The 19744-nt window shown below is 72.3% G+C and carries 20 protein-coding genes; 11 read left to right on the top strand and 9 right to left on the bottom strand.

Annotated features, from left to right (window positions below; translation table 11 throughout):
• Positions 1-23 precede the first annotated feature (23 nt).
• Both ACGFIO_RS08725 and ACGFIO_RS08720 read right to left on the bottom strand, forming a co-directional pair.
• On the bottom strand, positions 24-1772 hold the full coding sequence (locus ACGFIO_RS08725) for an ATP-binding protein (protein WP_392823871.1): 1749 nt from the start codon (positions 1770-1772) through the stop codon (positions 24-26).
• Positions 1773-1844: 72 nt separating this feature from the next.
• Complete coding sequence (locus ACGFIO_RS08720; RefSeq protein ID WP_392823868.1) at positions 1845-2711, bottom strand: dihydrofolate reductase family protein; 867 nt, start codon at positions 2709-2711, stop codon at positions 1845-1847.
• Positions 2712-2932: 221 nt separating this feature from the next.
• On the opposite strand from ACGFIO_RS08720, the gene ACGFIO_RS08715 reads away from it, so the two are divergent.
• The 3 genes from ACGFIO_RS08715 (at position 2933) to ACGFIO_RS08705 (ending at position 6252) form a co-directional block, all read left to right on the top strand.
• A complete protein-coding gene (locus ACGFIO_RS08715) occupies positions 2933-3943 on the top strand; it encodes a LacI family DNA-binding transcriptional regulator (RefSeq protein ID WP_392823865.1) in 1011 nt (336 codons plus the stop codon).
• 212 nt (positions 3944-4155) lie between these two features.
• Positions 4156-4860: an amino acid-binding protein gene (locus ACGFIO_RS08710; RefSeq protein WP_392823863.1), complete on the top strand. Its 705-nt coding sequence runs from the start codon at positions 4156-4158 to the stop codon at positions 4858-4860.
• A gap of 333 nt (positions 4861-5193) precedes the next feature.
• Positions 5194-6252, top strand: coding sequence for a GNAT family N-acetyltransferase (locus ACGFIO_RS08705; protein WP_392823861.1), 1059 nt, complete (start codon positions 5194-5196; stop codon positions 6250-6252).
• Between the two features lie 212 nt (positions 6253-6464).
• On the opposite strand, the gene ACGFIO_RS08700 is transcribed toward ACGFIO_RS08705, so the two are convergent.
• The 3 genes from ACGFIO_RS08700 to bioB form a co-directional block, all read right to left on the bottom strand.
• Positions 6465-6983, bottom strand: coding sequence for a GNAT family N-acetyltransferase (locus ACGFIO_RS08700; protein ID WP_392823859.1), 519 nt, complete (start codon positions 6981-6983; stop codon positions 6465-6467).
• A 98-nt stretch (positions 6984-7081) separates the two neighbouring features.
• Positions 7082-7276: a hypothetical protein gene (locus tag ACGFIO_RS08695; RefSeq protein ID WP_392824389.1), complete on the bottom strand. Its 195-nt coding sequence runs from the start codon at positions 7274-7276 to the stop codon at positions 7082-7084.
• Complete coding sequence (gene bioB / locus ACGFIO_RS08690; protein ID WP_392823856.1) at positions 7273-8268, bottom strand: biotin synthase BioB; 996 nt, start codon at positions 8266-8268, stop codon at positions 7273-7275. Before bioB ends, ACGFIO_RS08695 begins: the two co-directional genes overlap by 4 nt.
• Before the next feature lie 100 nt (positions 8269-8368).
• On the opposite strand from bioB, the gene ACGFIO_RS08685 reads away from it, so the two are divergent.
• The 3 genes from ACGFIO_RS08685 (at position 8369) to ACGFIO_RS08675 (ending at position 12850) form a co-directional block, all read left to right on the top strand.
• On the top strand, positions 8369-9505 hold the full coding sequence (locus ACGFIO_RS08685; protein ID WP_392823853.1) for an 8-amino-7-oxononanoate synthase: 1137 nt from the start codon (positions 8369-8371) through the stop codon (positions 9503-9505).
• A gap of 1109 nt (positions 9506-10614) precedes the next feature.
• Complete coding sequence (gene bioD / locus ACGFIO_RS08680; protein WP_392824352.1) at positions 10615-11388, top strand: dethiobiotin synthase; 774 nt, start codon at positions 10615-10617, stop codon at positions 11386-11388.
• 136 nt (positions 11389-11524) lie between these two features.
• Positions 11525-12850 carry a nitric oxide synthase oxygenase gene (locus ACGFIO_RS08675; protein WP_392823852.1) on the top strand — a complete coding sequence of 442 codons (1326 nt, stop codon included), beginning with the start codon at positions 11525-11527 and terminating at the stop codon, positions 12848-12850.
• Here ACGFIO_RS08675 and ACGFIO_RS08670 read toward each other — a convergent pair.
• On the bottom strand, positions 12788-13285 hold the full coding sequence (locus tag ACGFIO_RS08670; RefSeq protein WP_392823849.1) for a globin domain-containing protein: 498 nt from the start codon (positions 13283-13285) through the stop codon (positions 12788-12790). The two genes, ACGFIO_RS08675 and ACGFIO_RS08670, sit on opposite strands and share 63 nt — an antisense overlap.
• Positions 13286-13420: 135 nt before the next feature.
• Here ACGFIO_RS08670 and ACGFIO_RS08665 point away from each other — a divergent pair, with 135 nt between their 5' ends.
• Together ACGFIO_RS08665 and ACGFIO_RS08660 are read left to right on the top strand one after the other, a co-directional pair.
• Complete coding sequence (locus ACGFIO_RS08665) at positions 13421-13990, top strand: response regulator transcription factor (protein WP_392823848.1); 570 nt, start codon at positions 13421-13423, stop codon at positions 13988-13990.
• Positions 13991-14074: 84 nt separating this feature from the next.
• A complete protein-coding gene (locus tag ACGFIO_RS08660; RefSeq protein WP_392823846.1) occupies positions 14075-14695 on the top strand; it encodes a LuxR C-terminal-related transcriptional regulator in 621 nt (206 codons plus the stop codon).
• On the opposite strand, the gene ACGFIO_RS08655 is transcribed toward ACGFIO_RS08660, so the two are convergent.
• Positions 14688-15530, bottom strand: coding sequence for a TrmH family RNA methyltransferase (locus ACGFIO_RS08655; protein WP_392823845.1), 843 nt, complete (start codon positions 15528-15530; stop codon positions 14688-14690). The two genes, ACGFIO_RS08660 and ACGFIO_RS08655, sit on opposite strands and share 8 nt — an antisense overlap.
• A gap of 50 nt (positions 15531-15580) precedes the next feature.
• Here ACGFIO_RS08655 and ACGFIO_RS08650 point away from each other — a divergent pair, with 50 nt between their 5' ends.
• Genes ACGFIO_RS08650 through ACGFIO_RS08640 form a run of 3 tightly spaced genes read left to right on the top strand, consistent with a single transcriptional unit; the run spans position 15581 to position 18573 of the window.
• Positions 15581-16342, top strand: a complete 762-nt coding sequence (locus ACGFIO_RS08650) for an ROK family protein (protein WP_392823842.1) — start codon at positions 15581-15583, stop codon at positions 16340-16342.
• Positions 16339-17061: an HAD family hydrolase gene (locus ACGFIO_RS08645; RefSeq protein ID WP_392823840.1), complete on the top strand. Its 723-nt coding sequence runs from the start codon at positions 16339-16341 to the stop codon at positions 17059-17061. The genes ACGFIO_RS08650 and ACGFIO_RS08645 overlap by 4 nt, the downstream gene beginning before the upstream one ends.
• A 9-nt stretch (positions 17062-17070) precedes the next feature.
• Positions 17071-18573, top strand: coding sequence for a hypothetical protein (locus ACGFIO_RS08640; protein ID WP_392823839.1), 1503 nt, complete (start codon positions 17071-17073; stop codon positions 18571-18573).
• On the opposite strand, the gene ACGFIO_RS08635 is transcribed toward ACGFIO_RS08640, so the two are convergent.
• Positions 18472-19086, bottom strand: coding sequence for a maleylpyruvate isomerase N-terminal domain-containing protein (locus tag ACGFIO_RS08635; protein ID WP_392823836.1), 615 nt, complete (start codon positions 19084-19086; stop codon positions 18472-18474). The two genes, ACGFIO_RS08640 and ACGFIO_RS08635, sit on opposite strands and share 102 nt — an antisense overlap.
• Positions 19083-19730 (bottom strand): class I SAM-dependent methyltransferase, encoded by a 648-nt coding sequence (locus ACGFIO_RS08630; protein WP_392824350.1) that lies wholly within the window; start codon positions 19728-19730, stop codon positions 19083-19085. Before ACGFIO_RS08630 ends, ACGFIO_RS08635 begins: the two co-directional genes overlap by 4 nt.
• Positions 19731-19744: the final 14 nt, after the last annotated feature.

Here is a 19744-nt window from a genome sequence, read left to right as displayed (position 1 = left end):
CCACTACCGCGAACGGGTGGGCACTAGAAGGGGATGTCGTCGTCGGTGGCACCGGCGCGGCCCACCACCGCGAACGGGTCGGCGCCCTGCACGATCGACCGCGTCGACGAGGCCGGCGGCGGGCCGGCCTCGGAGAAGCGGGTCGCCCAGGCCGGGAACGGGAACTCCACGCACAGCGGGACCGGGATGTCGGGCTGGTTGACGAACATCGTGCCCGGCCGGGCCAGCAGCGCGCGCTGGCGCATGGCCGGAGGCAGGAAGCCGTATTCCGGGCGGGACGCCTCGGCCGGGTCGAGCCGGCCGACCACCCGGATGGCCGAGTTGGTGACGATCCGGCGCTCGACCTCGCTGGCCGTCTGCTGGGCGCCGATCAGGATCACACCCAGCGAGCGGCCGCGCTCGGCGATGTCCAGCAGCACCTCCTTGATCGGCGAGGTGCCCTCGCGGGGCGCGTATTTGTTGAGCTCGTCGAGCACCACGAACAGCAGCGGCTTGCCGGTGCCGGACTTCTCCTTGTCGTCGAACTCGGTCTTGAGCGTCACACCGACCACGAAGCGCTGCGCCCGGTCGGGCAGATTGTGCAGGTCGACCACGGTGACCTGGGCGCTCTCGGCCGTCTTGATCGCGTGCGGGCGGCGTGCGGCCAGGTCGCCGCGGATGAGCCGGGCCAGGTCGCGCTTGCTGCCGATCAGCCGGCGGGCGAACGCGTTGACGGTACCCATGTTGATCGCCGAGCCGGCCCAGGTGGACCGGGTCTCGTCGTCGGTCAGCTGCTCGACGATGTGGTCGACGAGGTCGCCGTACGAGCCCAGGCGCTTGCCGTCGATGCTGATCCCACCCTCGGCCGGCACCGCGTGCCGCTGCAGGTGGGCGGTGACCGAGTGGACGACCATGGTGTATTGCTGGCGCTCGTCGTCGGCGTCGGCGAACACGTAGGGCAGCAGGCGGCCGGCGCAGAACTCGTCGAGCGTCCAGTAGAACGCGTCCACCCCGGTGATCCGGCTGGTCACGTCGGGCGTGCCGGTGGAGTCGCCGGCCCGCGGCGGGGCATAGACCCGGACGTCCGGGAAGGCCATCGCCGGCAGGTCGAGGAGTTTGTACGCCGCCGTGGTCGGCTCGTCCAGACGCGTGTTCGGATGATCGAGGAACAGCAGGTCCTCGCCCTTGACGTTGAAGATCAGGGCCTTGGCGTTGGTGCCGTCGGCCCCGAGCTGGCCCGAGCGGAACACCGAGTAGAGCAGGAACGTCGCGAAGCTGGTCTTGGTGGCCACGCCGGAGATGCCGGAGATCGACACGTGGGCGCCGCGGGTGCCGTCGAGGAAGTCCGCGTTCAGGAAGACCGGCACGCCGTCGCGGCCGGTGCCCATCGGGATCCGCCGCTCCATCCGGTCGAAGTGCAGGGCGGCGTCCCGCGCGTCGCCCTCGGCCCGGTGCACCACGGCCCCCGGCTGCGGCGGCACGTAGAACTCGGGGTCGACCCGGGTCGTGGTGATCTCGGCCGCCTCCTGGACCAGGGCGGGCAGGGTGCCGTCGGCGATCGCGAACACGTCCGAGTCGAACTGGGCGCCCTCGTGCCGGGCCCGCACCTGGGTGACCACCCCGGCGATCGTCACCGGCTCGCGTCCCGGCAGCTCGCGCCGGGTCACCACCACGTCGTCGAGCTGGAGGTAGCTCCCCGGGGTCACCGCCGTCCAGAACTCCAGCGGGGTCGCGTCGGCGGTGCCGAGCACGCGGCCGACCGGGTCGCCTGAGGGGGTGTCGTCGTCCAGCACGGGATCATGGTGCACCAGGCGTACGACAAATCGACGGACCCCACGTCGGTTGGCATCGACTTTCCACAACTTCTAGTGGTCGTCCACAGCTTTGTCCACAAGCGGTTGCTCCCGTGCGTAGCGCAGGAAAAGCTGGTTCCCGTCGGTCAGGACGTGCCGCAGCGCCATCTCGCGCGCTTCGGTGGGCGGTCCGTGCGCGATCCGGCCGGCATTGCCGCCCGCGAGCCGAGGGGAGATGGTGAGGCACAGTTCGTCGACCAGGTCGGCCGCGATGAGCTGGCCGAACAAGCTCGGGCCGCCTTCGCAGAGGATGTTCGCCGCGCCCCTCTGCCGAAGCGCGGCGACGGCGCCGGCCAGGTCGCTGACGGCGATCAGCTCGGCGCCCAGGTCGGCCGGGGCAGCTCCGGGGTCGGCTGCCGGGTGGGCTCGCGTGGCGGCTGCTGGGTGGGCTCGCGTGGCGGTGTCCGGGGCGGTTCGCGTGGCGGCTTCCGGGGCGGTTCGCGTGACGGCGTCGGGGGCGGTTCGCGCGGCGGCTCGCGGAACGGTGAACACGATCGGTGGCTGTGGCGCTTCGGCGAAGACCGCCTGGTCAGGGTCGAGATCAAGAGAGGAAGACAAGATCGACATGATGGGGTACGCCGGGAGTCCGTTCGCCTTCCGCCACTCCGGATCAGGGCGCAGTGCGTCGTACCCCTCCGTACGCAGCGTATTTGCCCCCACCAGCAGCGCGTCGCATCCGGCCCGCAGCAGATCGAAGATCCGTTTGTCCCCCGGGCCGCCCAGCCCGCCCGACCGGCCATCCACCGTGGCCGCGCCGTCCACGCTGCTCACGAAGTTCACCCGAAGCGTCCGCCCAGCAGGATAGGCATAGCAGTCACGCAGCGCGTCATCGTCGAGTGGCCCACTCTGATCGGGCCACAGCCGCCGGACCTCGGTCATGAGCCGGGCGGCCCCGTCACCGGCGGAACCGGCTCGACCGGCCGGTGCTGGCAGTCGCACCACGAGCCGCCGCGGCAGTCGTCGTGCCGCTTCTCCCGGCAGGCTCGGCAGATCACGACTTCTCCCGGCGCGCTCGGCAGATCACGACTTCTCCCGGCCGGCTCGGCAGATCACGACGCCAGCCTATGCCGTTCGGTCGCCCGGCAGATCATAATGCCCATGTGAGCAGGCAGTCACGAACGGTCGCCGGCCGGCCGACCCTCGAAGAGGTGGCCGCGCTGGCCGGAGTCGGCCGGGGCACGGCCAGCCGCGTCGTCAACGGATCGGCGCAGGTCAGCCCGCGGGCCCGGGCGGCCGTCGAAGCGGCCATCCATCAGCTCGGCTACGTACCCAACCGGGCCGCACGGTCGCTGGTGACTCAGCGTACCGATGCGGTTGCGCTAGTCGTCTCGGAATCGCAGGAACGCGTCTTCGGCGAGCCCTTCTTCGCCGGGGTGCTGCGCGGCATCAACGAGACCTTGCTGGAGACGTCGCTGCAGCTCTGGCTGGCCATGGCGGCCACACCGGCGCAGCGGCAGCGGGTCGAGCACCACCTGACCGAACAGCACGTGGACGGCGTACTGCTGCTCTCGCTGCACGACGACGACCCGCTGCCGGCGCTGCTCCGGTCCCGGCGGATGCCGTTCGTGCTCGGCGGGCGGCCGTCCCTGCCGGCGCCCTTCGTCGACGTGGACAACGTCGCCGGCGCTCGCCAGGCCGTCGAGCACCTGATCAGCCGGGGTGCGCGGCGCGTCGCCACGATAGCCGGGCCGCAGGACATGACCGTCGGCCGGGACCGGCTCGCGGGCTATCGGGCCGCGTTGCCCGCGCATGCTTCCGAGGTGGTCCAGGTGAGTGACTTCACGGAGACCGGGGGGTACGCGGCCATGCGCGCACTGCTGGCCTCGGCCGGGGACGTCGACGCGGTGTTCGCGGCCAGCGACCTGATGGCAGCCGGTGCGCTGCGGGCGTTGCGCGAGGCCGGGCGCTCGGTGCCTCGGGATGTGGCGCTGGTCGGGTTCGAGGACGCTGACGTGGCCCGGCGTACCGACCCGCCCCTGACCACCGTGCACCAGCCGGTCGAGGACCTCGGGCGCCGGATGGCCGCCCTGCTCATCGACCTGATCGCCGGGCGCGACGTGGTTCCGCACATCCTGCTCGACACCCATCTCGTCCGTCGGGCCTCGACCTGACCGTGGCACCTTGGTCCGGGCCTGTCTTGGTCCGGGCGCGCGTCGGTCTGGGCCTGTCTTGGTCCGGGCGCGCCTTGGTCTGGGCGCGCTCTGATTTGCGTGCGCCCTGATTTGGTCAGCGGCATCTTGATTCGGGGGACACAGCGTCGCAACCATCGCGAAACGCCGTGTTGGGATGCTGGACGCCTTCTTCCGTTCGCGAGGGGAGCTTGATGTTGCTGCGGGTTCGCGTCACCCTGCCGGACCGGCCGGGCGCGCTGGGCCAGGTGGCCCGCACGCTGGGCGTCGCCGGGGCCGACATCGTGCAGGTGGTGGTGCTGGAGCGTCTCGGCGGCCGCGCGGTGGACGACTTCACCGTGGTCTGGCCGGGCGCCGCCCGTGTCGACCGGCTGATGGCCGGCCTCGCCGCCATCCCCGGCGTCCAGGTCGACGGTGTGTGGAAGGCGATCGGCGCGCCCGTCTCCGGCGGCCACGACGCCGAGCTGCTGGCCCAGGTCGCGGCCAACCCCGCCGACGGGCTGGCCACTCTGATCGACGCGGTGCCCGGGCTGCTCGCGGCCGACTGGGCGGCGGCCGTCGTGGTGCCGGCCGACTGGGCGTCACAGCCGTCGGTGAGCGAGCCGACCATCGCGTACGCCAGCTGGCGCGCACCCACCCCGATGCAGCTGCCCGAGGTCACCCCGCTGCGCCCCCGGCCGATGACCGGCCCCGACGGCACCAAGTACGCGGTCGCCCCGTTCGGCCGGGCCGGCCTGGTGCTCGTGATCGCTCGTGAGGACGATGCGTCCGGCACCTTCCACACCACCGAGGTCGACCGGGTCGGCCAGCTCGTCCGCGCCGCCGCCGTGATTCTCGGCGACCGCCTCGACCAGGCCGGCGTCCCACCGGTCGCATCGGCTGTGACTGACCCCTCATAAGACGTCGACCTGGCGCAATGCCGAGGTAACACCGGCGCGGCACGCTTAGATTCGGCTTCGGATCGGGGCTTCTTCCGCGGGCTTCCCGCGGCGGATTTCCGCGGGTCTCCCTGCCGGGTCTCCCGCGGGATCCCTGCGGGTCTCCCGCGGGGTCTCCGGCCGGGGGCTCTGCGGGTTTCCGGCCCGGGGTCTCCTTGCGGGTCCCCCGCGAGAGTTCCCCGCCAGGGGCTCGTTGCGGGTTTCCTGCTGGGGTCTCCCTGCGGGTCTCCCGCCGTGGGTTTCCCGCGAGCCTCGTCCGTGGCTTTTTCGCGGGGCTTCTCCTAGGAGGCGAACATGGCGCTGTGGCGAGTGAGGGCGACCGTTGACGACCGCCCGGGTTACCTGTCCGTGCTGACCGCGAGCCTGGCGCTCAAGTCAGTCAACATCCTGGCCGTCCAGGTGCACACCACCGAGGCCGGTGCGGTCGACGACTTCCTGGTCGACGCGCCCGACACGATGTCCGAGCGCGACCTGCTGGCCGCCGTCGAACGCGGCCGCGGCCGGGACGCCTTCGTCGCCCGGGCCGAGGCGCAGGGGCTGGCCGACCAGCCGACCCGGGCGTTGGCCCTGGCCGGGCGGCTCGCCCACGACCCCGACGCGCTCGGCGAGTCCCTGTCCGGGCTGCTCGACGCGACCGAGGTGCGGTGGCGGCCGACCGGCTCGGCGTCCTCCTTCACCGCGCGCCGGATGACCCTGGCCGACCCGGCCGGCGGAGCGTTCGAGGTGCTGCGGTCGGCGCCGGCCTTCACACCGGCCGAGTTCGCCCGGGCGCAGGCGCTGCTCGAGCTGAGCGGCGCCCTCCTGCGCGCCACCGACACCCAGGCCACACTGCTGCTGCCGTCCGGCGACGAGCTGCTGATCCGCCCGGCCGGCCGGGACGACACCGAGGCGGTCCGCCGCCTGCACGCCCGCTGCTCCGCTGCTGTCCGCTCGGCCCGCTACCCCGCCGGCGTGCCCTCCGACACCCGCTTGCGCCAGCAGCTCGAGCCGACCGGCGGCCTGACCCTCCTGGCCGTGCACGACGACCACGCAGTCGCCACTGCCACCCTGCTGGCCGAGGGCGACCTGGCCGAGGCCGCGCTCCTCGTCGAAGACGCCTGGCAACGCCGCGGCGTCGGCACGGCCCTGCTCCGCCGCCTGCTCACCTGGGCCGGCCGCAGCGCTCTGGCCGCCGTGGTGGTGCACGTGCCGGCCGACAACACAGCCATGCTCCGCACCCTCCGCCGCCTCAACGCGGCCCCCACCGACCGCGACGGCTCGATGCTGACCGTCACCCTTCCGGTCCCGGGCGCTCCCGCCACTGCCACCGCCGACGCCCCCGACTCCCGCACCCCGCACGGCCGCGCCGGTTGACCGCCTCCGCGCGGCGACTACCTCGGAACGCGGCGCGTTGGGACACCCACCACGCGATCGAGGCCGTCTGGCGCATCGAGGGCGAGCGCACGTAATGGACGGGACCCGGGTTTGGGAGGGTGACCAATTACGCACGTGGAGCGAAGCGACCCTCGGCGTGAGCAGCGGTCTGAACCACCCACCCAGCTACGACCGCTTGACCTTGAATTTGGTCATCGGTCGCGGATCAGGTCGGCGGCCAGGAGGTCCATGAGGAGGCCGTCGTGCCATCCGGTGGCGTCGCGTTCGTATTGGCGCATGATGCCGACCGGGCGGAAGCCGACCTTTTCGTAACACCGGATCGCCGGTGCGTTGTCGGCGGCGGGGTCGATGACCAGGCGATGGATGTTTTCGTCGTCGATCAGGTGGGTGGCCAGGGTACGGACGGCGTCGGTGCCTACGCCCTGGCCGTGCAGGGCCGGGTCGACGTAGATGTCGATGCTGGCGTGGTGGTAGTCGGGGTCGTTCTCCACCGACCACTGGATGGCGCCGGCCACCCGGGCGTTGTGCTCGATGACATAGAAGCCCAGGTCGGGGTCGGCGATCGCCGCACCGATCTCCGCGGTCAGGTCCTCGCCGCGCCACCGTGAGTGCACCTCGGGGGTCTCGCGGATGCGGACCAGGGCGGGGACGTCGGCCGGCTCGGCGAAACGCAGCGTCACCGCCCGGCCGCGCAGTCTCGACCAGCCCATCGAAGATCAGCCCCGCGCGCTCAGCCGTGGTCGAAGCCGTGCCGGAAGCCGTGCCGGAAGCCGTGGCGGAAAGGGGCTGGGGAACGACGCGGGCGGCATCAGGAGTGGGTCTCGCCGTGTTCGACGCAGGCGGCGGTCCAGCCGGTCGGGACGACCTGGACCTTCATGCGGCGGCGGCACTGCGGGCAGTAGCGGGGCGGCTCGAACGCCCGGGCCGCTGTGCACGCGGAGTGGTCACCGGCGGTGAGGGTTTCGCCGCAGCGGTCGCAGAAGGTCACGGCGGGGGCGGTCACAGCGTCGCCGACAGGGCCTTGACCGGCATCTTCAGCTCGGTCAGCAACTGCAGGTCGGCCGTCGCGGGGCGGCCCAGCGTGGTCAGGTAGTTGCCGACGATCACGGCGTTGATGCCGCCGAGCAGGCCGTCGCGCGTGCCCAGGTCGCCCAGGGTGATCTCGCGGCCGCCGGCGTAGCGCAGGATCGTTCTCGGCAGGGCCAGGCGGAACGCCGCGATCGCGCGTAGCGCGTCCTTGCCCTCGACCACCGCGCGGTCGCCCAGCGGCGTGCCGGGACGCGGGTTGAGGAAGTTGAGCGGCACCTCGTGCGGGTCGAGCTGGGCCAGCTGGGCCGCGAACTCGGCCCGCTGCTCGACGGTCTCGCCCAGGCCCAGGATGCCGCCACAGCACACCTCCATGCCGGACGCCCGCACCATCTCCAGTGTGCTGAACCGCTCCTCCCACGAATGGGTGGTCACCACGTTCGGGAAGAAGGAACGGCACGTCTCCAGGTTGTGGTTGTAGCGGTGCACACCCATCTCGGCCAGCTCGTCGACCTGCGCCTGGGACAGCATGCCGAGGCTGGCCGCGACCTGGATGTCGACCGCCTCGCGGATCGCCTTAACGCCCTCGCGCATCTGGTCCATCAGGCGCTGGTCGGGGCCGCGGACGGCGGCGACGATGCAGAACTCGGTCGCACCGGTGGCAGCGGTCTGCCGGGCCGCCTCGACCAGGGCCGGAATGTCCAGCCAGACCGCCCGCACGGGTGAGGTGAACAGGCCCGACTGGGAGCAGAAGTGGCAGTCCTCGGGGCAGCCGCCGGTCTTCAACGAGACGATGCCCTCGACCTCGACCTCAGGGCCACACCACTTCATGCGTACGTCGTGGGCCAGCTGCAGCAGCTCGGGCAGGTCGTCGTCGGGCAGCCGCAGCACCTCGAGGATCGACGACTCGTCCAGCCCGACACCGTCCGTGAGAACCTGGGCGCGAGCCCGGTCGAGGATCTCTGCCATGTCCGTACCCTACAGCTCGGCGGTACCCCTGCCGCTGAGTGATAGTTTGCCGATCCGGGCTGTTACACGTGGCTCCCTCCGGCGAAGGCGAGGTCTGGTTTTGGCGGGCTGGTTGGCGGCGCTGGAGCGTCTCGCCCGCGGCCGTGCCAAGGCCGGGCTCACCCGCGAGCTGCGGCCGCGCGCGCCCGGCGACGACGTCGTCGATCTGGCCGGCAACGACTATCTCGGCCTGGCCGTCCATCCCGCGGTGGTCGCTGCTTCCGCTCAGGCCCTGTCCGCGTACGGGCTGGGGGCAACCGGTTCGCGTCTGGTGCGGGGATCGACCGCCGCGCACACCGCCCTCGAACACGACCTGGCGGCCTGGCTGGGCACCGGCGGCGCGCTGGTGTTCTCCTCCGGATATCTGGCCAACCTGGGCGCCGTCCGGGCCCTGGCCGGCCGGGGCGACCTGATCGTCTCGGACGCGTACAACCACGCCTCGCTGATCGACGGTTGCAAGATGTCCGGCGCCGACGTGATCGTCGCCGCGCACGCCGACCCGTCCGCGGTCGCCGCGATCCTCGACGCCCACCCCGGCCGGGACGCCGTGGTGGTGACCGAGTCGGTGTTCTCGGTCGACGGCGACCTGGCCCCGCTGGCCGCCCTGCACCAGGTCACGTCGGCGCGTGGCGCCCGGCTGCTGGTCGACGACGCGCACGCGCTCGGCCTGCTCGGCCCCGGTGGCGCCGGCGGTGTGGTCGCGGCCGGCCTGGCCGGCCTCCCCGACGTGGTCGTCACCGCCACCCTGTCCAAGTCCCTGGGCGGCGCCGGCGGCGTCGTCGCCGCCCCCGCCCAGGTGATCCGCCACCTGATCGACACCAGTCGCACGTTCATCTACGACACGGCGCTCCCGCCGGCGATCGTGGCCGGCGTTCACGGGGCCCTGCACGTGGCCCGGTCCGCCGACGACCGCCGCGCCCTCCTGGCCGCCCGGGCCGACCTGACCGTGAACCGCCTCACCGAGGCCGGCTTCGCCGTGACCCGCCCCGCCGCCGGCGTGCTGTCGGTGCCGGCGCCGGGCCCGGAGGTGGCCCTGAGCTGGGCGGCCGACTGCCGTGACCGCGGTGTGGCGGTGGGCTGCTTCCGCCCACCGTCCACCCCGGACGGCTCCAGCCGCCTGCGCCTGACCCTCAACGCGGGTGTCCCCGACCGGGATTTCACCCGAGCCCTCGACGTGATCGTGGAGTGCGCCCCATGACCCCGACCCGCCCCCCGGACCCGGATTCAGTGCCGCCGCCCCCCGAGCCGCCGCCTGCCGCGGAACCTCCGTCTGCGCCTGCTGCGGTGAGTTCCGCTGAGCGTTCGCCGACCGGAGTGACACCGGCCGATTCGCCGCCCTCGGGTGGGTCCGAAACCGCCGGAGCCCGCGCTTCCGCCTCGCCGGCCGCCGGGACTACGGCTGTGGGGGCGGGATCCTCCTCGGTTGCCGCGCGGGCGGGCTCGACGTCGTCCGGTGTGGCACGGCCGGCGTCGACCAGGCCGGCGTCGCCGCGGCCGGCGTCGCGGGGGCACGCGTTGCCGGGGACGGCGTCGCGACAGCTCGGAGTGGGTGACTCCCGGCGAACGTCGTGGTCGGTGGGACGGTCGGCGTGGACCGTGCCGCAACCCGTCGTGTCCCGCCGGAAGCCGGCCGCCATCCTGGTGCCGACTCCGAGCGCGCCCGGGGTGGCCAAGCCGAACTTCGCGCCGCCCGCCGGCCGGTGGGACGAGCCGGCCGACGCGCGCCCGATGGAGGGTGTGGCGGCCGATGTGCGCCCGATGGAGGGTGTGGCGGCCGATGCGCGCCCGATCGATGGCTCGGCGGCCGACGGTGGCGAGATCCGGGTCGTCGCGGGAGAACGGATGGATGCGGACGCCGAGCAGGCTCCGCAGTCGGTCGCGACCCGGCTCGGGGAGGAGTCCACGACAGCCGCGCGCGGGGAGTCGGCGCGGGGAACGTCTCCGGAGTCTGCCGTGGTGGAACGAGGAGAGTCCGGCCGGGAAATAGGCGTCGAGCCTGCCGCGGTGGTGCGCGGGGAGTCCGCGCTTGGTGCGTCGGCGCCCGAGGTGTCCGCGCCGGTCGTGCCCACACCCGGGCAACCCGCGCCGGTCGTGCCCGCGCCGGGAGCGCCCGGGCCAGACCAACCTGGGTGGGGCGAGCCCGGAACGGAGGAGCCCCGGCCGGGAGTGCCCGGGCCGGAGCAGCCCGGGCCGGGAGTACCAGGGCCGGGTCCGGTGGTGCCGGTGTCGCCGGCGCCCGGGGACGGCGGCGGCGAGATGGCCGCGCCGGAGGCGGCCGAGCAGCTCAGCGAAGAGATCGAGGCCGAGTTGGAGGCGCAGGCGCCCGAGCCCGCCGCCCGCCCGCAACCGGCCGAAGGACCCGAGTGGCGCGGGATCGTGCTGGTCACCGGCACCGACACCGACGTCGGGAAGACCATTGTCACGGCGGCGATCGCGGCTGCCGCCGAGGCGGCGGGACTGCGGGTCGCGGTGATCAAACCGGGGCAGACGGGTACGGCGCTGGGCGGGCCGACCGATATCGACCTGGTGCAGCGTCTGGCCGCGCCGCATACCGCGAAGACCCTGGCCAGCTACCCGGAACCGCTGGCGCCGCTGGCCGCGGCCAAGGTGGCCGAGATGGCGCCGCTGGAACTGTACGAGGTGGTGGACGCGGTCCGGGCCGAGGCGGCACGGCATGATCTGGTGCTCGTCGAAGGGGCCGGCGGGCTGCTGGTGCCGATGGGCGTGCGGCCGTCGGGGGAGGCCTGGACCCTCGCCGATCTGGCCACCACGCTGGGGGTCAGTACCGTCGTCGTGGCGCGGGCGGGACTGGGCACGCTCAATCACACGGCGTTGACGCTGGAGGCGCTGGCCCGCCGGGGCGTACCCGCGGGGGTGGTTCTGGGCGCGTGGCCCGCCGAGCCCGAGCTGGTGCACTGGGCCAACCTCAGCGAACTGGTCCCGCACCTGGTCGGCGCCCTGCCGGACGGGGCCGGCGGGATGGAGCCGGGGGTTTTCCGGCGGTCGGCGCCGGGCTGGCTGACCCCGGCCCTGCACGGTGTCATCGACAACTGGCGTACGTGGGCCGACGAGGTTCACTGAACTCCGGCGCGGAGGTACTTTCGGGCCAGCCTTGTGCCCACTGTGTCTATTGATTGTGGAACATTTCGACAATCTCCTGTTTACGCGGTCAAGATCGATCAGCTCGGGACCGAACAGAGGACAGGGTGCAGACACTATGGGTACGCCCGGTTACCGCGACCATCCCACCGAGCAGTGGGACCCGGCAGCGCCCGTGGATGTCGACGAGGCCGAGGACTTCCTCCGGCAGTTTCACGCCGAGAACCCGGACGCCGGGCCGGTGGCGCCGCGCTTGAATCAGGTGCGTGAGGAGATCCACCGTACCGGTTCCTATGTGCACACCGCGACCGAATTGTCACACGGTGCGAAGATGGCGTGGCGTAACGCCAGCCGGTGTGTGGGGCGGCTCTACTGGCGCAGCCTGCACGTGGTCGATCGGCGCCGCGCGCGTACCCCCAATGAGATCTATGCCGCGCTGGTCCGGCACCTGGAGATCGCCGGCGGCACCGACGTCCGGCTGGACGGGCACAACTCTCGCCGGGGCGCGATCCGCTCGGTGATCAGCGTCTTCGCGCCGGCGGTGCCGGGGCGGCCGATCGCTCGCGTGTGGAACGAGCAGCTCATCCGGTACGCCGGCTATCGCCAGGCGGACGGCTCGGTGCTGGGCGATCCGGGGCAGGTGGAGTTCACCGCGTCGATGAACCGGTTCGGGTGGAAGGGCGCGGGTACGCCGTTCGACGTGCTGCCGCTGGCCATCGAGGTGCCCGGCTTCGGGGTACGCCTCTACGACCTGCCGCCCAGCGCCGTGCTCGAGGTGCGGCTGACCCACCCGGAGTACCCCTGGTTCGCCGACTTCGGGCTGCGGTGGCACGCGGTGCCGGCGATCGCCAACCAGCGGCTGAACATCGGTGGTATCAACTACCCGTTCGCCCCGTTCAACGGCTGGTACATGGGCACCGAGATCGGGGCCCGCAACCTGGCCGACGCCGACCGGTTCAACCTGCTGCCGCTGATGGCCGCCCGGATGGGGCTGGACACCTCGTCCGAGACGACCCTGTGGCGCGATCGCGCCCTGGTCGAGTTGAACCGGGCCGTGCTGCACTCGTTCGCCCAGGCCGGGGTGAAGATCACCGACCATCACACCGAGACCGCCCGGTTCCTGGAGCACGTACGCCGCGAGGAGAAGGCCGGCCGTCAGGTTCCGGCCGACTGGACGTGGATCGTGCCGCCGATGTCGGGCGCGGCCACCCCGGTCTTCCACCGCTATTACCACGAGGCCGATCAGCGGCCCAACTTCTACCTCGACGACGAGGCGCGGGAGCTGTCGCGAACCGGTTGCCCGGTCACGCGCGCCCCAGCCGAGGAGGCGCGGCCGCCGAAGTCCGGTTGCCCGGTCGCGCACACCCCGACCAGCACGTGGTCAGCGTTCGCTGCCGGCCAGCATGTGCTCGCTCATCCAGGTGTAGATCCAGATCCACGATGACGTGCACGTGGTGCTCCAGTCCTGGGACAGGTCCCGGACCGCGCGGGCCAGCGCGTGTCCGACGTACGGATAGTGCTCGGGCAACACCGCGTAACGATTGGCGTGCTGGGCGCCGAGCCGGCGGAGCGCGATCTCCATGTCGGTCGCCTCGCGGTCGTTGCTGGACAATGCCCGTACGCACTGGAAAAGGGCCCGGCACAGCTTGTCGTTCTGGGCTGTCATATCGGCCGGGAACATCGACCGGACTCCCGGGGCGAGCTGGAAAAGGTGCTGGTAGAACGCCTCTGCCAGCGCCACGGGCCGGTCGGCGACCACCGACGCGGTCCGCTGGACGACCGCCAGCGCCTCTGAATCGGGGCGTCCGCTGGGTCGTTGGAGCTGGCCGCCGCTGGGGGCTGGTGCGCGGTGGACACCCAGGCGGTCTGAGTCGATCATGCAGGCAAGTTAGCCTCCTAAGTAGAAGACAAGGTACTCGGCGTTCAATTCTTTCCTCTAAAGCCACGTATCAGAGACGAAGGGGCACCTTTGAGGCATAACCGGAACTCGATGGCCCCCGCTGCCGTAGTTCGCGTGGGCATCCACGCCTCGGACCCGATCAGCCGGGCCGGCGTCACCGGTTGCCTGCGTTCAGCGGACGGTATCAGTGTCCGGTCGAGTCTGGACGGCGCCGACCTCGATGTGCTGGTGGTCGCCTGTGGCCGGCTCAGCCCGGAGATCTCGTCGACCCTGCGGCTGCTGACCGGCAACCTCGGCTGCCCGGTCGTGCTGGTCTGTGGCGCCTGTGCCGAGTCGGAGCTGCTCAAGGCCATCGAGTACGGCGTGGTCGCGGTCGTGCCCCGCTCGGCTGTTTCCCCCGAGATCCTGCGCGAGTACGTCGTGGCCGCCGCCGGCGGCGTGGCCCTGGCCGCGGCCGAGGCCAACGAGATGATCGACCGTGGGTGGGACGACGGCGAACTCAGCCTGCGTGAGATCGGCGTGCTCCGGCTGGTGTCCGAGGGTTTCGACACCAAGGAGATCGCCGGGGAGATGCACTACTCCGAGCGGACCGTGAAGAACGTGCTGTACGGCATCACCCAGCGGCTGCGGCTGCGCAACCGCTCACACGCCGTCGCCTACGCCCTGCGAGCGGGCCTGATCTGAAAGTAGCCGCCGCCGTTGAACGATCCGGGTCACCCATCCGTCGCTAGTAGGGCAGTAGTTACCTAGGGCGGGGAGGCGGAGGGGTTGACGGTCCGGGTCGCGGTGCACGCGGAAGATGCGCTGGGCCGCATCGGCCTGGCCAACCTGCTGTCGGCCGAGTCGCCGGACGAGATCGAGCTGGTCGGCGACCGGCACGACGCCGACGTGCTGGTCATGTCCGTGGAGAGCATGAGCGCGGTGGCGTTCACCATGCTGCGGCACTTCGCCGCCGACGCCGGTACACCGGTGGTGCTCGTCTGCGCCGACCTGGCCGAGCCGGAACTGCTGGCCGCGGTCGACTGCCGGGTCTTCGCCGTCCTCGACCAGGGGTCGGTCACGGCCGAGCTGCTCATGCGTACCGTCGAGGTGGTTTTCTCGGGTGGGGGTGTGATGCCGCCGAGCATGGTCGGCAGCCTGCTCGGGCACATCGCGCAGATGCGCCGGGACATGGTCAGCCAGAACGTGGTCACCAACTCGGGTCTCACCGCGCGCGAGATCGACGTCATCCGGCTGCTGGCCGACGGGCTGGTCACCGAGGAGATCGCGAAGAAGCTGTGCTTCTCCGAGCGGACGGTGAAGAACGTGATCTACGGGATCATGCGGCGGCACGGGCTGCGGAACCGGTCGCACGTCGTGGCGTACGCGATGCGCTGCGGGCTCATCTGACCTTGCGCTGACGGGCGGCCTCGTAGAGCACGACGGTGGCCGCGGCGGCGGCGTTGAGCGAGCTGGCGGCGCCGGTGATCGGAATGCGCAGCATGTCGTCGGCCGCTTCCCGCCAGCCCGCCGACAGGCCGGTTGTCTCGTTGCCGATGAGCAGCACGCGCGGGCCGGTCAGGTCGTAGTCGGCCACGTCGACCGGTCCGTGCTCGTCGGTCCCGGCGATCCGCAGGCCGAGCGCGGCCGCCGGCGCCTCCCCGCGCGAGGAAAGGGGGGAGTCGGGCGAGGAGAAGCCGGCCAGCCAGTCGAGGACCTGCTGGTGCGAATCGGCCCGGACCACCGGCAGGGCGAAGAGCGAGCCGGTGCTGGCCCGTACCGCCCGAGGGTCGTAGGGGTCGGCCGCGTGCCCGGTGACGATCACGCCCGAGGCGCCGAACGCGTCGGCCGACCGGACCAGCGTGCCGATGTTGCCCGGCGTCGACGGGCGGTCGAAGACGACCACGAGCAGGCGCGGGCCGGCGGTGATCCGGTTCAGGTCGTCGGGCGGGCGGCGGACCACGGCGACCATCTCCGCCTCGTCCTTCTCGGCCAGCTCGGCCACCAGCTCGGGGGCCATCGCCACCGCGGTCGCCCCGGTGTCGGCGATCAGTTCCCGGGCCCAGGTGGACAGGGCCGACGAAGCGGAGTGGATCAGGGTCTCGATCGTCCACCCGTACGAGGCGGCCAGCGTGATCGGCCGCACACCCTGCACCAGGAACGTGCCCGATCGTTGCCGCTTGGTGCGGTTCGTGAGCAACGCCTGCCACTGCTGGAAACTCGCGTTGCGCGTGGTGATTCTCATCGGCGCCGACCCTACTCGCGGCGTTCCGGCCGGTGGGCGACACTGTTCAGGTGGCATTCACCCTGACGATCGACTGCGGTGGTGGCGGCATCAAGGGCTCCGTCCTCGACGACGCCGGCACGATGCGGGCGCAGCCGTTGCGCGTGCCCACGCCGTACCCTCTGCCTCCCGATCTTTTCGTGAAGACCCTGGTGGAGCTGGGTACGCGTCTGCCGCAGGCCGATCGCGTCACGGTCGGCATGCCGGGCATGCTCAGGCACGGCGTCGTGGTCGCCACGCCGCACTATGTGACGCGCAGCGGGCCGCGGACCAAGGTCGACCCCGAGCTGGTCGACGTGTGGCACGGGTTCGACGCGCGGACCGCCCTGGCCGAGGCGTTCGGGCTGCCCACCCTGGTGCTCAACGACGCCGAGGTGCACGGCGCCGGAGTCGTCGCGGGCACCGGCTGCGAGCTGATGATCACGCTGGGTACGGGACTGGGCTGCGCGCTGTTCGACGGCGGCAAGCTGGCCCCGCACATGGAGATGTCCCAGGCGCCGGTGCGCTGGGGGATGAGCTACGACACGTACATCGGCGAGCACGAGCGGCGCCGGCTGGGCGACGCGCTCTGGTCGCGCCGGGTCCGCAACGTCGTCGAGGGTCTGCGCCCGGTCTACCTCTGGGACCGGCTCTATCTCGGCGGCGGCAACTCGCGCCTGATCACGCCGACGCAGCTGGCCCGGATGGGCGACGACGTTGTGGTCGTGCCCAACACGGCCGGCATCCTCGGCGGCGTCCGCGCCTGGACCCTCGGCGTCAACGGCAACCGGTGACCCCCGCCGCACTGCTGCTCGACTTCGGCGGAGTGCTCGCCGAGGCGCCGCCGTCCCGGGACGCGCCGCCCGAGCTGGTGCTGCGGGTCTACAACCTGACCGGGGGCGTGCTCACGCCGGGTGAGATCCAGCGCCGGCTGACCGAGGCGGCCGCGGCCTACGCCCGCTGGCGCGACGAGGACCATCCGGACGAGCTGCCGCAGGCCGAGGTGTGGGAGCGGTTCGTCCTGGGCGGGTGGCCGAGCTCGGCTCAGGTCCGGGTACGCGGTGCGGTGAAGCGCCTCAGCTACGACTGGGCCTGGCGCCACAACTGGGCCCTGCGGCCCGGCATCCCGGCGCTGCTCTCGGCCGCGGCCGGCCGTGGCATCCCGATGGCGGTGGTGAGCAACACCCTCTCCGGCGCGGCGCATCGAGACTTCCTGGCCTCGGCCGGGGTCGGAAAGTTCTTCACGACGCAGATCTACAGCGACGAGGTCGGGGTCCGGAAGCCCAACCCGCAGATGATCTGGCTGGCCGCCGGCGAGTTGGGCGTGGCCGCGACCGACTGCTGGTTCGTCGGCGACAGCTTCCAACGAGACGTGCTGTGCGCCCGCCGGGCCGAAGTGGCGAAGGCGATCCTGATGCGCTCGCGCCGGACCGCGCGGGAGGACCCGGCCGTCTGGCCGACACCCGATGCCATTGTCGACGATGGCCTCGGTGTCCTCGGCATACTTGGCTAGCCTTTGTCCGTGCGACGCCGCCTTGCCGAGCTCTGCTGGCCGATCCTGCTGGTCCTGGTCGCGGTGCCGGTGTTCCTCCTGCGGGTGGACGGACCGGACCGGGTCGCGTCCGGCGACAGCTACTGGTACATGCGTCAGGCTCAGATCTTCGCGGGCGTCGACCCGGCCACGGCGGCGTCGGTCGCGGGCCGGGAGCTCTGCCGCGACATCAACCGGGCGTCGGTCGCGCAGGGCGGCAAGGACGGCTGCCGGACGTACGCCATCGTGGCCTCACCCCGCTACCAGGCGATCTTCCACTCCCGCCCCGGTTATCCGTTGTTCGCCGCGCCCTTCGTCGCGGCGCTCGGGGCGTGGACCGGAATGGTGGCCGCGACCCTGGTCCTGGCCCTGATCGCGATGCTGCTGGCCTACCTGGCGGTGTGGCTGGCCACCGGCCTGCGCCTGGCCGGCCTGGTGGCGTCGGCGGCGTTGCTGCTGCTGCCGTCGGGCTTCTGGATGACCCGCATGCTGGTGGAAGGCGGAACGCTCGCCGGGTGTTTCGCGGTGCTGCTCGGCGCGATGCTCACCTGGCGGGGGCGGCGGCTCGGCCTGGCCGTGGCCGCCGCCGGTCTGGCCTGGCTGTTCGCCGTCCGGTCGGCCTCCGGCCTGGCCGTGGCCCTGGCCCTGCTCGCCGCCAGCCTGGTGGTCGCCGTCCCGCCCCGCCGCCCATCGCGCGCTGCCCAAATACCCAGCGGTAGCCCCGGGCGGTATCCGGGCCCCGAAGGGCCGAGTGGTGGGCCCGGGCGGTATCCGGGCGCCGAAAGGCTTAGTGGTAGCCCTGGGCGGTATCCGGGGCCCGAATACCGCCCAGGACTACCACTGCTGACGGCGGGGCTCGCGGCGGTCGTACTGATCGGCTGGGCCGTGGTCAGCTCGGTCTGGCACCTGCCGTCGCTGAACGAGACCATCCAGGACATGGCGACCATCCACTTCAAGAAGCCGGACGTCGCTGATCCGCTGGGCTACCTCGCGCACGCGAACGTGAAATTCTGGCGTCGCTGGCTCTCCGAGACCGCGCACGACCCCGGGGCGATGGCCTCGGTCGCGCTGGCGATCCTGGTGCTGGCGGTGCGGATGCGACGGGCGGCGGTGCTGTGGATCCTGGTCGGGCTGAGCGGGTTCGCGCTGGTGGTGGCCCATCCGCTGATTTCGCAGGAGCCGCGCCTGGTCAACCCGATGTGGATACCGGTGGCGGTCGCGCTGGGGTGGGCGGCGGCCCTGCTGCTGCGCCGCGGCGGCCGGACCAGCGGCGCCGCCGGGCACCTGCCGCGCCGGAAAAAGAGCGGCCCGGACGACGGCCGGGGCCGGCCCGGCGAAACGCAGGGCGGGCTCAGCGGCCCGGGCGCGGAAGGCGGCTCGCTCGGTCCGGGTTCAGAAGGCCGGGATCGGGGCGGCTCGCTCGGCCCGGGTGAAGGCGCGGAGCAGGGCGGCCGTGCCGTGCCGCCGGTGGGCGTGGCCGAGCAGCAGGGCTAGGACCGGCTCGGTGGCCTCGTCGGCGAAGGCCGGTGTCGCGACGTTGAGGCTCACGGCCAGGTCGTCGGCGTGGATGAGGAGCTCGACCAGGCGGGTGACCAGGCAGTCCCGCAGCGGGAGGACGTTGCCGCCGAACATCGGCATGGGATGCGACGGCGGCAGGGTGGGCAGGACCATACCCAGGCGGCCCAGCGCGGCGTCGTAGCGCTCACGCAGGTCGTCGGGGCCGGAGCCGGCGTCGGCCTCGCCGCGGTCGACGATCCGCCGGTTGTCGTCGTCGGTCAGCGCGCCGATGACCGAGAGGTAGATCTCGGCGGTGACCAGCTCGGGGGCCACGGGCGGCGGGGCGGCCAGGTAGCCCTCGACGGTGAAGACGGCGCGGGCCAGATGGCCGGCCAGGCCGCTGACCCGGAAGCCGGTCAGCGCCGACGGCTGCTCCCACATGACGTCCACCGCGGGCGAGTGCAGCAGCCCGGACACGGCGCGGGCGGCCGACAGATACGCCTCGATCACGAAACCTCCCACACCTTGGTGTGCCGGACCGGCACGCTCTCCAGCGACTCGGCCACCGGCACGTCGTAGGCCGCCCGCTCGGTCAGCCCGGCCGGCAGGTACGCCCGGCCGGGGTCGCCGAGCAACACCAGCGCGCCGAGCCCGGCCGCCCGGCGCAGGAACGGCAGCACCCGGCCGGTCATCTCCCGGCTGTAGCAGACGTCGCCGGCCAGGATCACGTCGAACCGCTGGTCCGAGTCGAGCAGATCGCCCTCGGTCAGCACCAGATCCACCTGGTTGGCGGTGGCATTGGCGGCCGCGGCGGCCAGCGCCAGCGGGTCGATGTCGTTGGCCGTGACCCGGGCCGCTCCGGCCCGCACGGCCGCGATCGCGACCAGGCCGGAGCCGGTGGCCAGGTCGAGGACGGTACGCCCGGCGACCTCGGCCGGATGGTCGAGCACGTAGCGGGCCAGCGCCTGCCCGCCGGCCCAGGCGAACGCCCAGAACGGCGGCGGCTGCTCACCGGCCCCACCGGCCTCGGTGCTCTCCCAGAGGCTGATCGGCTCGGTGGCCTGATGCAGGGTCACCTCGGGTACGAACGGCGCCGGCGCGGGACGGGTGTGTGAGCGGACGAAGTCGGTGTGCACGGAGCAAGTTTCGCTCAGATGGCCGGAGGCGC

The sequence above is a fragment of the Actinoplanes sp. NPDC049265 genome, assembly GCF_043197135.1.
In the GTDB taxonomy this organism is placed as follows: Bacteria; Actinomycetota; Actinomycetes; order Mycobacteriales; family Micromonosporaceae; genus Actinoplanes.
The sequence above is the reverse complement of the archived record's forward strand: the minus strand, read 5'-3'. Positions and strand labels throughout refer to the sequence as shown.

Coding starts and splice junctions, on each gene's coding strand:
- ACGFIO_RS08720 (WP_392823868.1), bottom strand. CDS start 2,711: ATGACCGAGGTCCGGCGGCTGTGGCCCGATCAGAGTGGGCCACTCGAC.
- ACGFIO_RS08710 (WP_392823863.1), top strand. CDS start 4,156: ATGTTGCTGCGGGTTCGCGTCACCCTGCCGGACCGGCCGGGCGCGCTG.
- ACGFIO_RS08705 (WP_392823861.1), top strand. CDS start 5,194: ATGGCGCTGTGGCGAGTGAGGGCGACCGTTGACGACCGCCCGGGTTAC.
- ACGFIO_RS08700 (WP_392823859.1), bottom strand. CDS start 6,983: ATGGGCTGGTCGAGACTGCGCGGCCGGGCGGTGACGCTGCGTTTCGCC.
- bioB (WP_392823856.1), bottom strand. CDS start 8,268: ATGGCAGAGATCCTCGACCGGGCTCGCGCCCAGGTTCTCACGGACGGT.
- ACGFIO_RS08675 (WP_392823852.1), top strand. CDS start 11,525: ATGGGTACGCCCGGTTACCGCGACCATCCCACCGAGCAGTGGGACCCG.
- ACGFIO_RS08670 (WP_392823849.1), bottom strand. CDS start 13,285: ATGATCGACTCAGACCGCCTGGGTGTCCACCGCGCACCAGCCCCCAGC.
- ACGFIO_RS08655 (WP_392823845.1), bottom strand. CDS start 15,530: ATGAGAATCACCACGCGCAACGCGAGTTTCCAGCAGTGGCAGGCGTTG.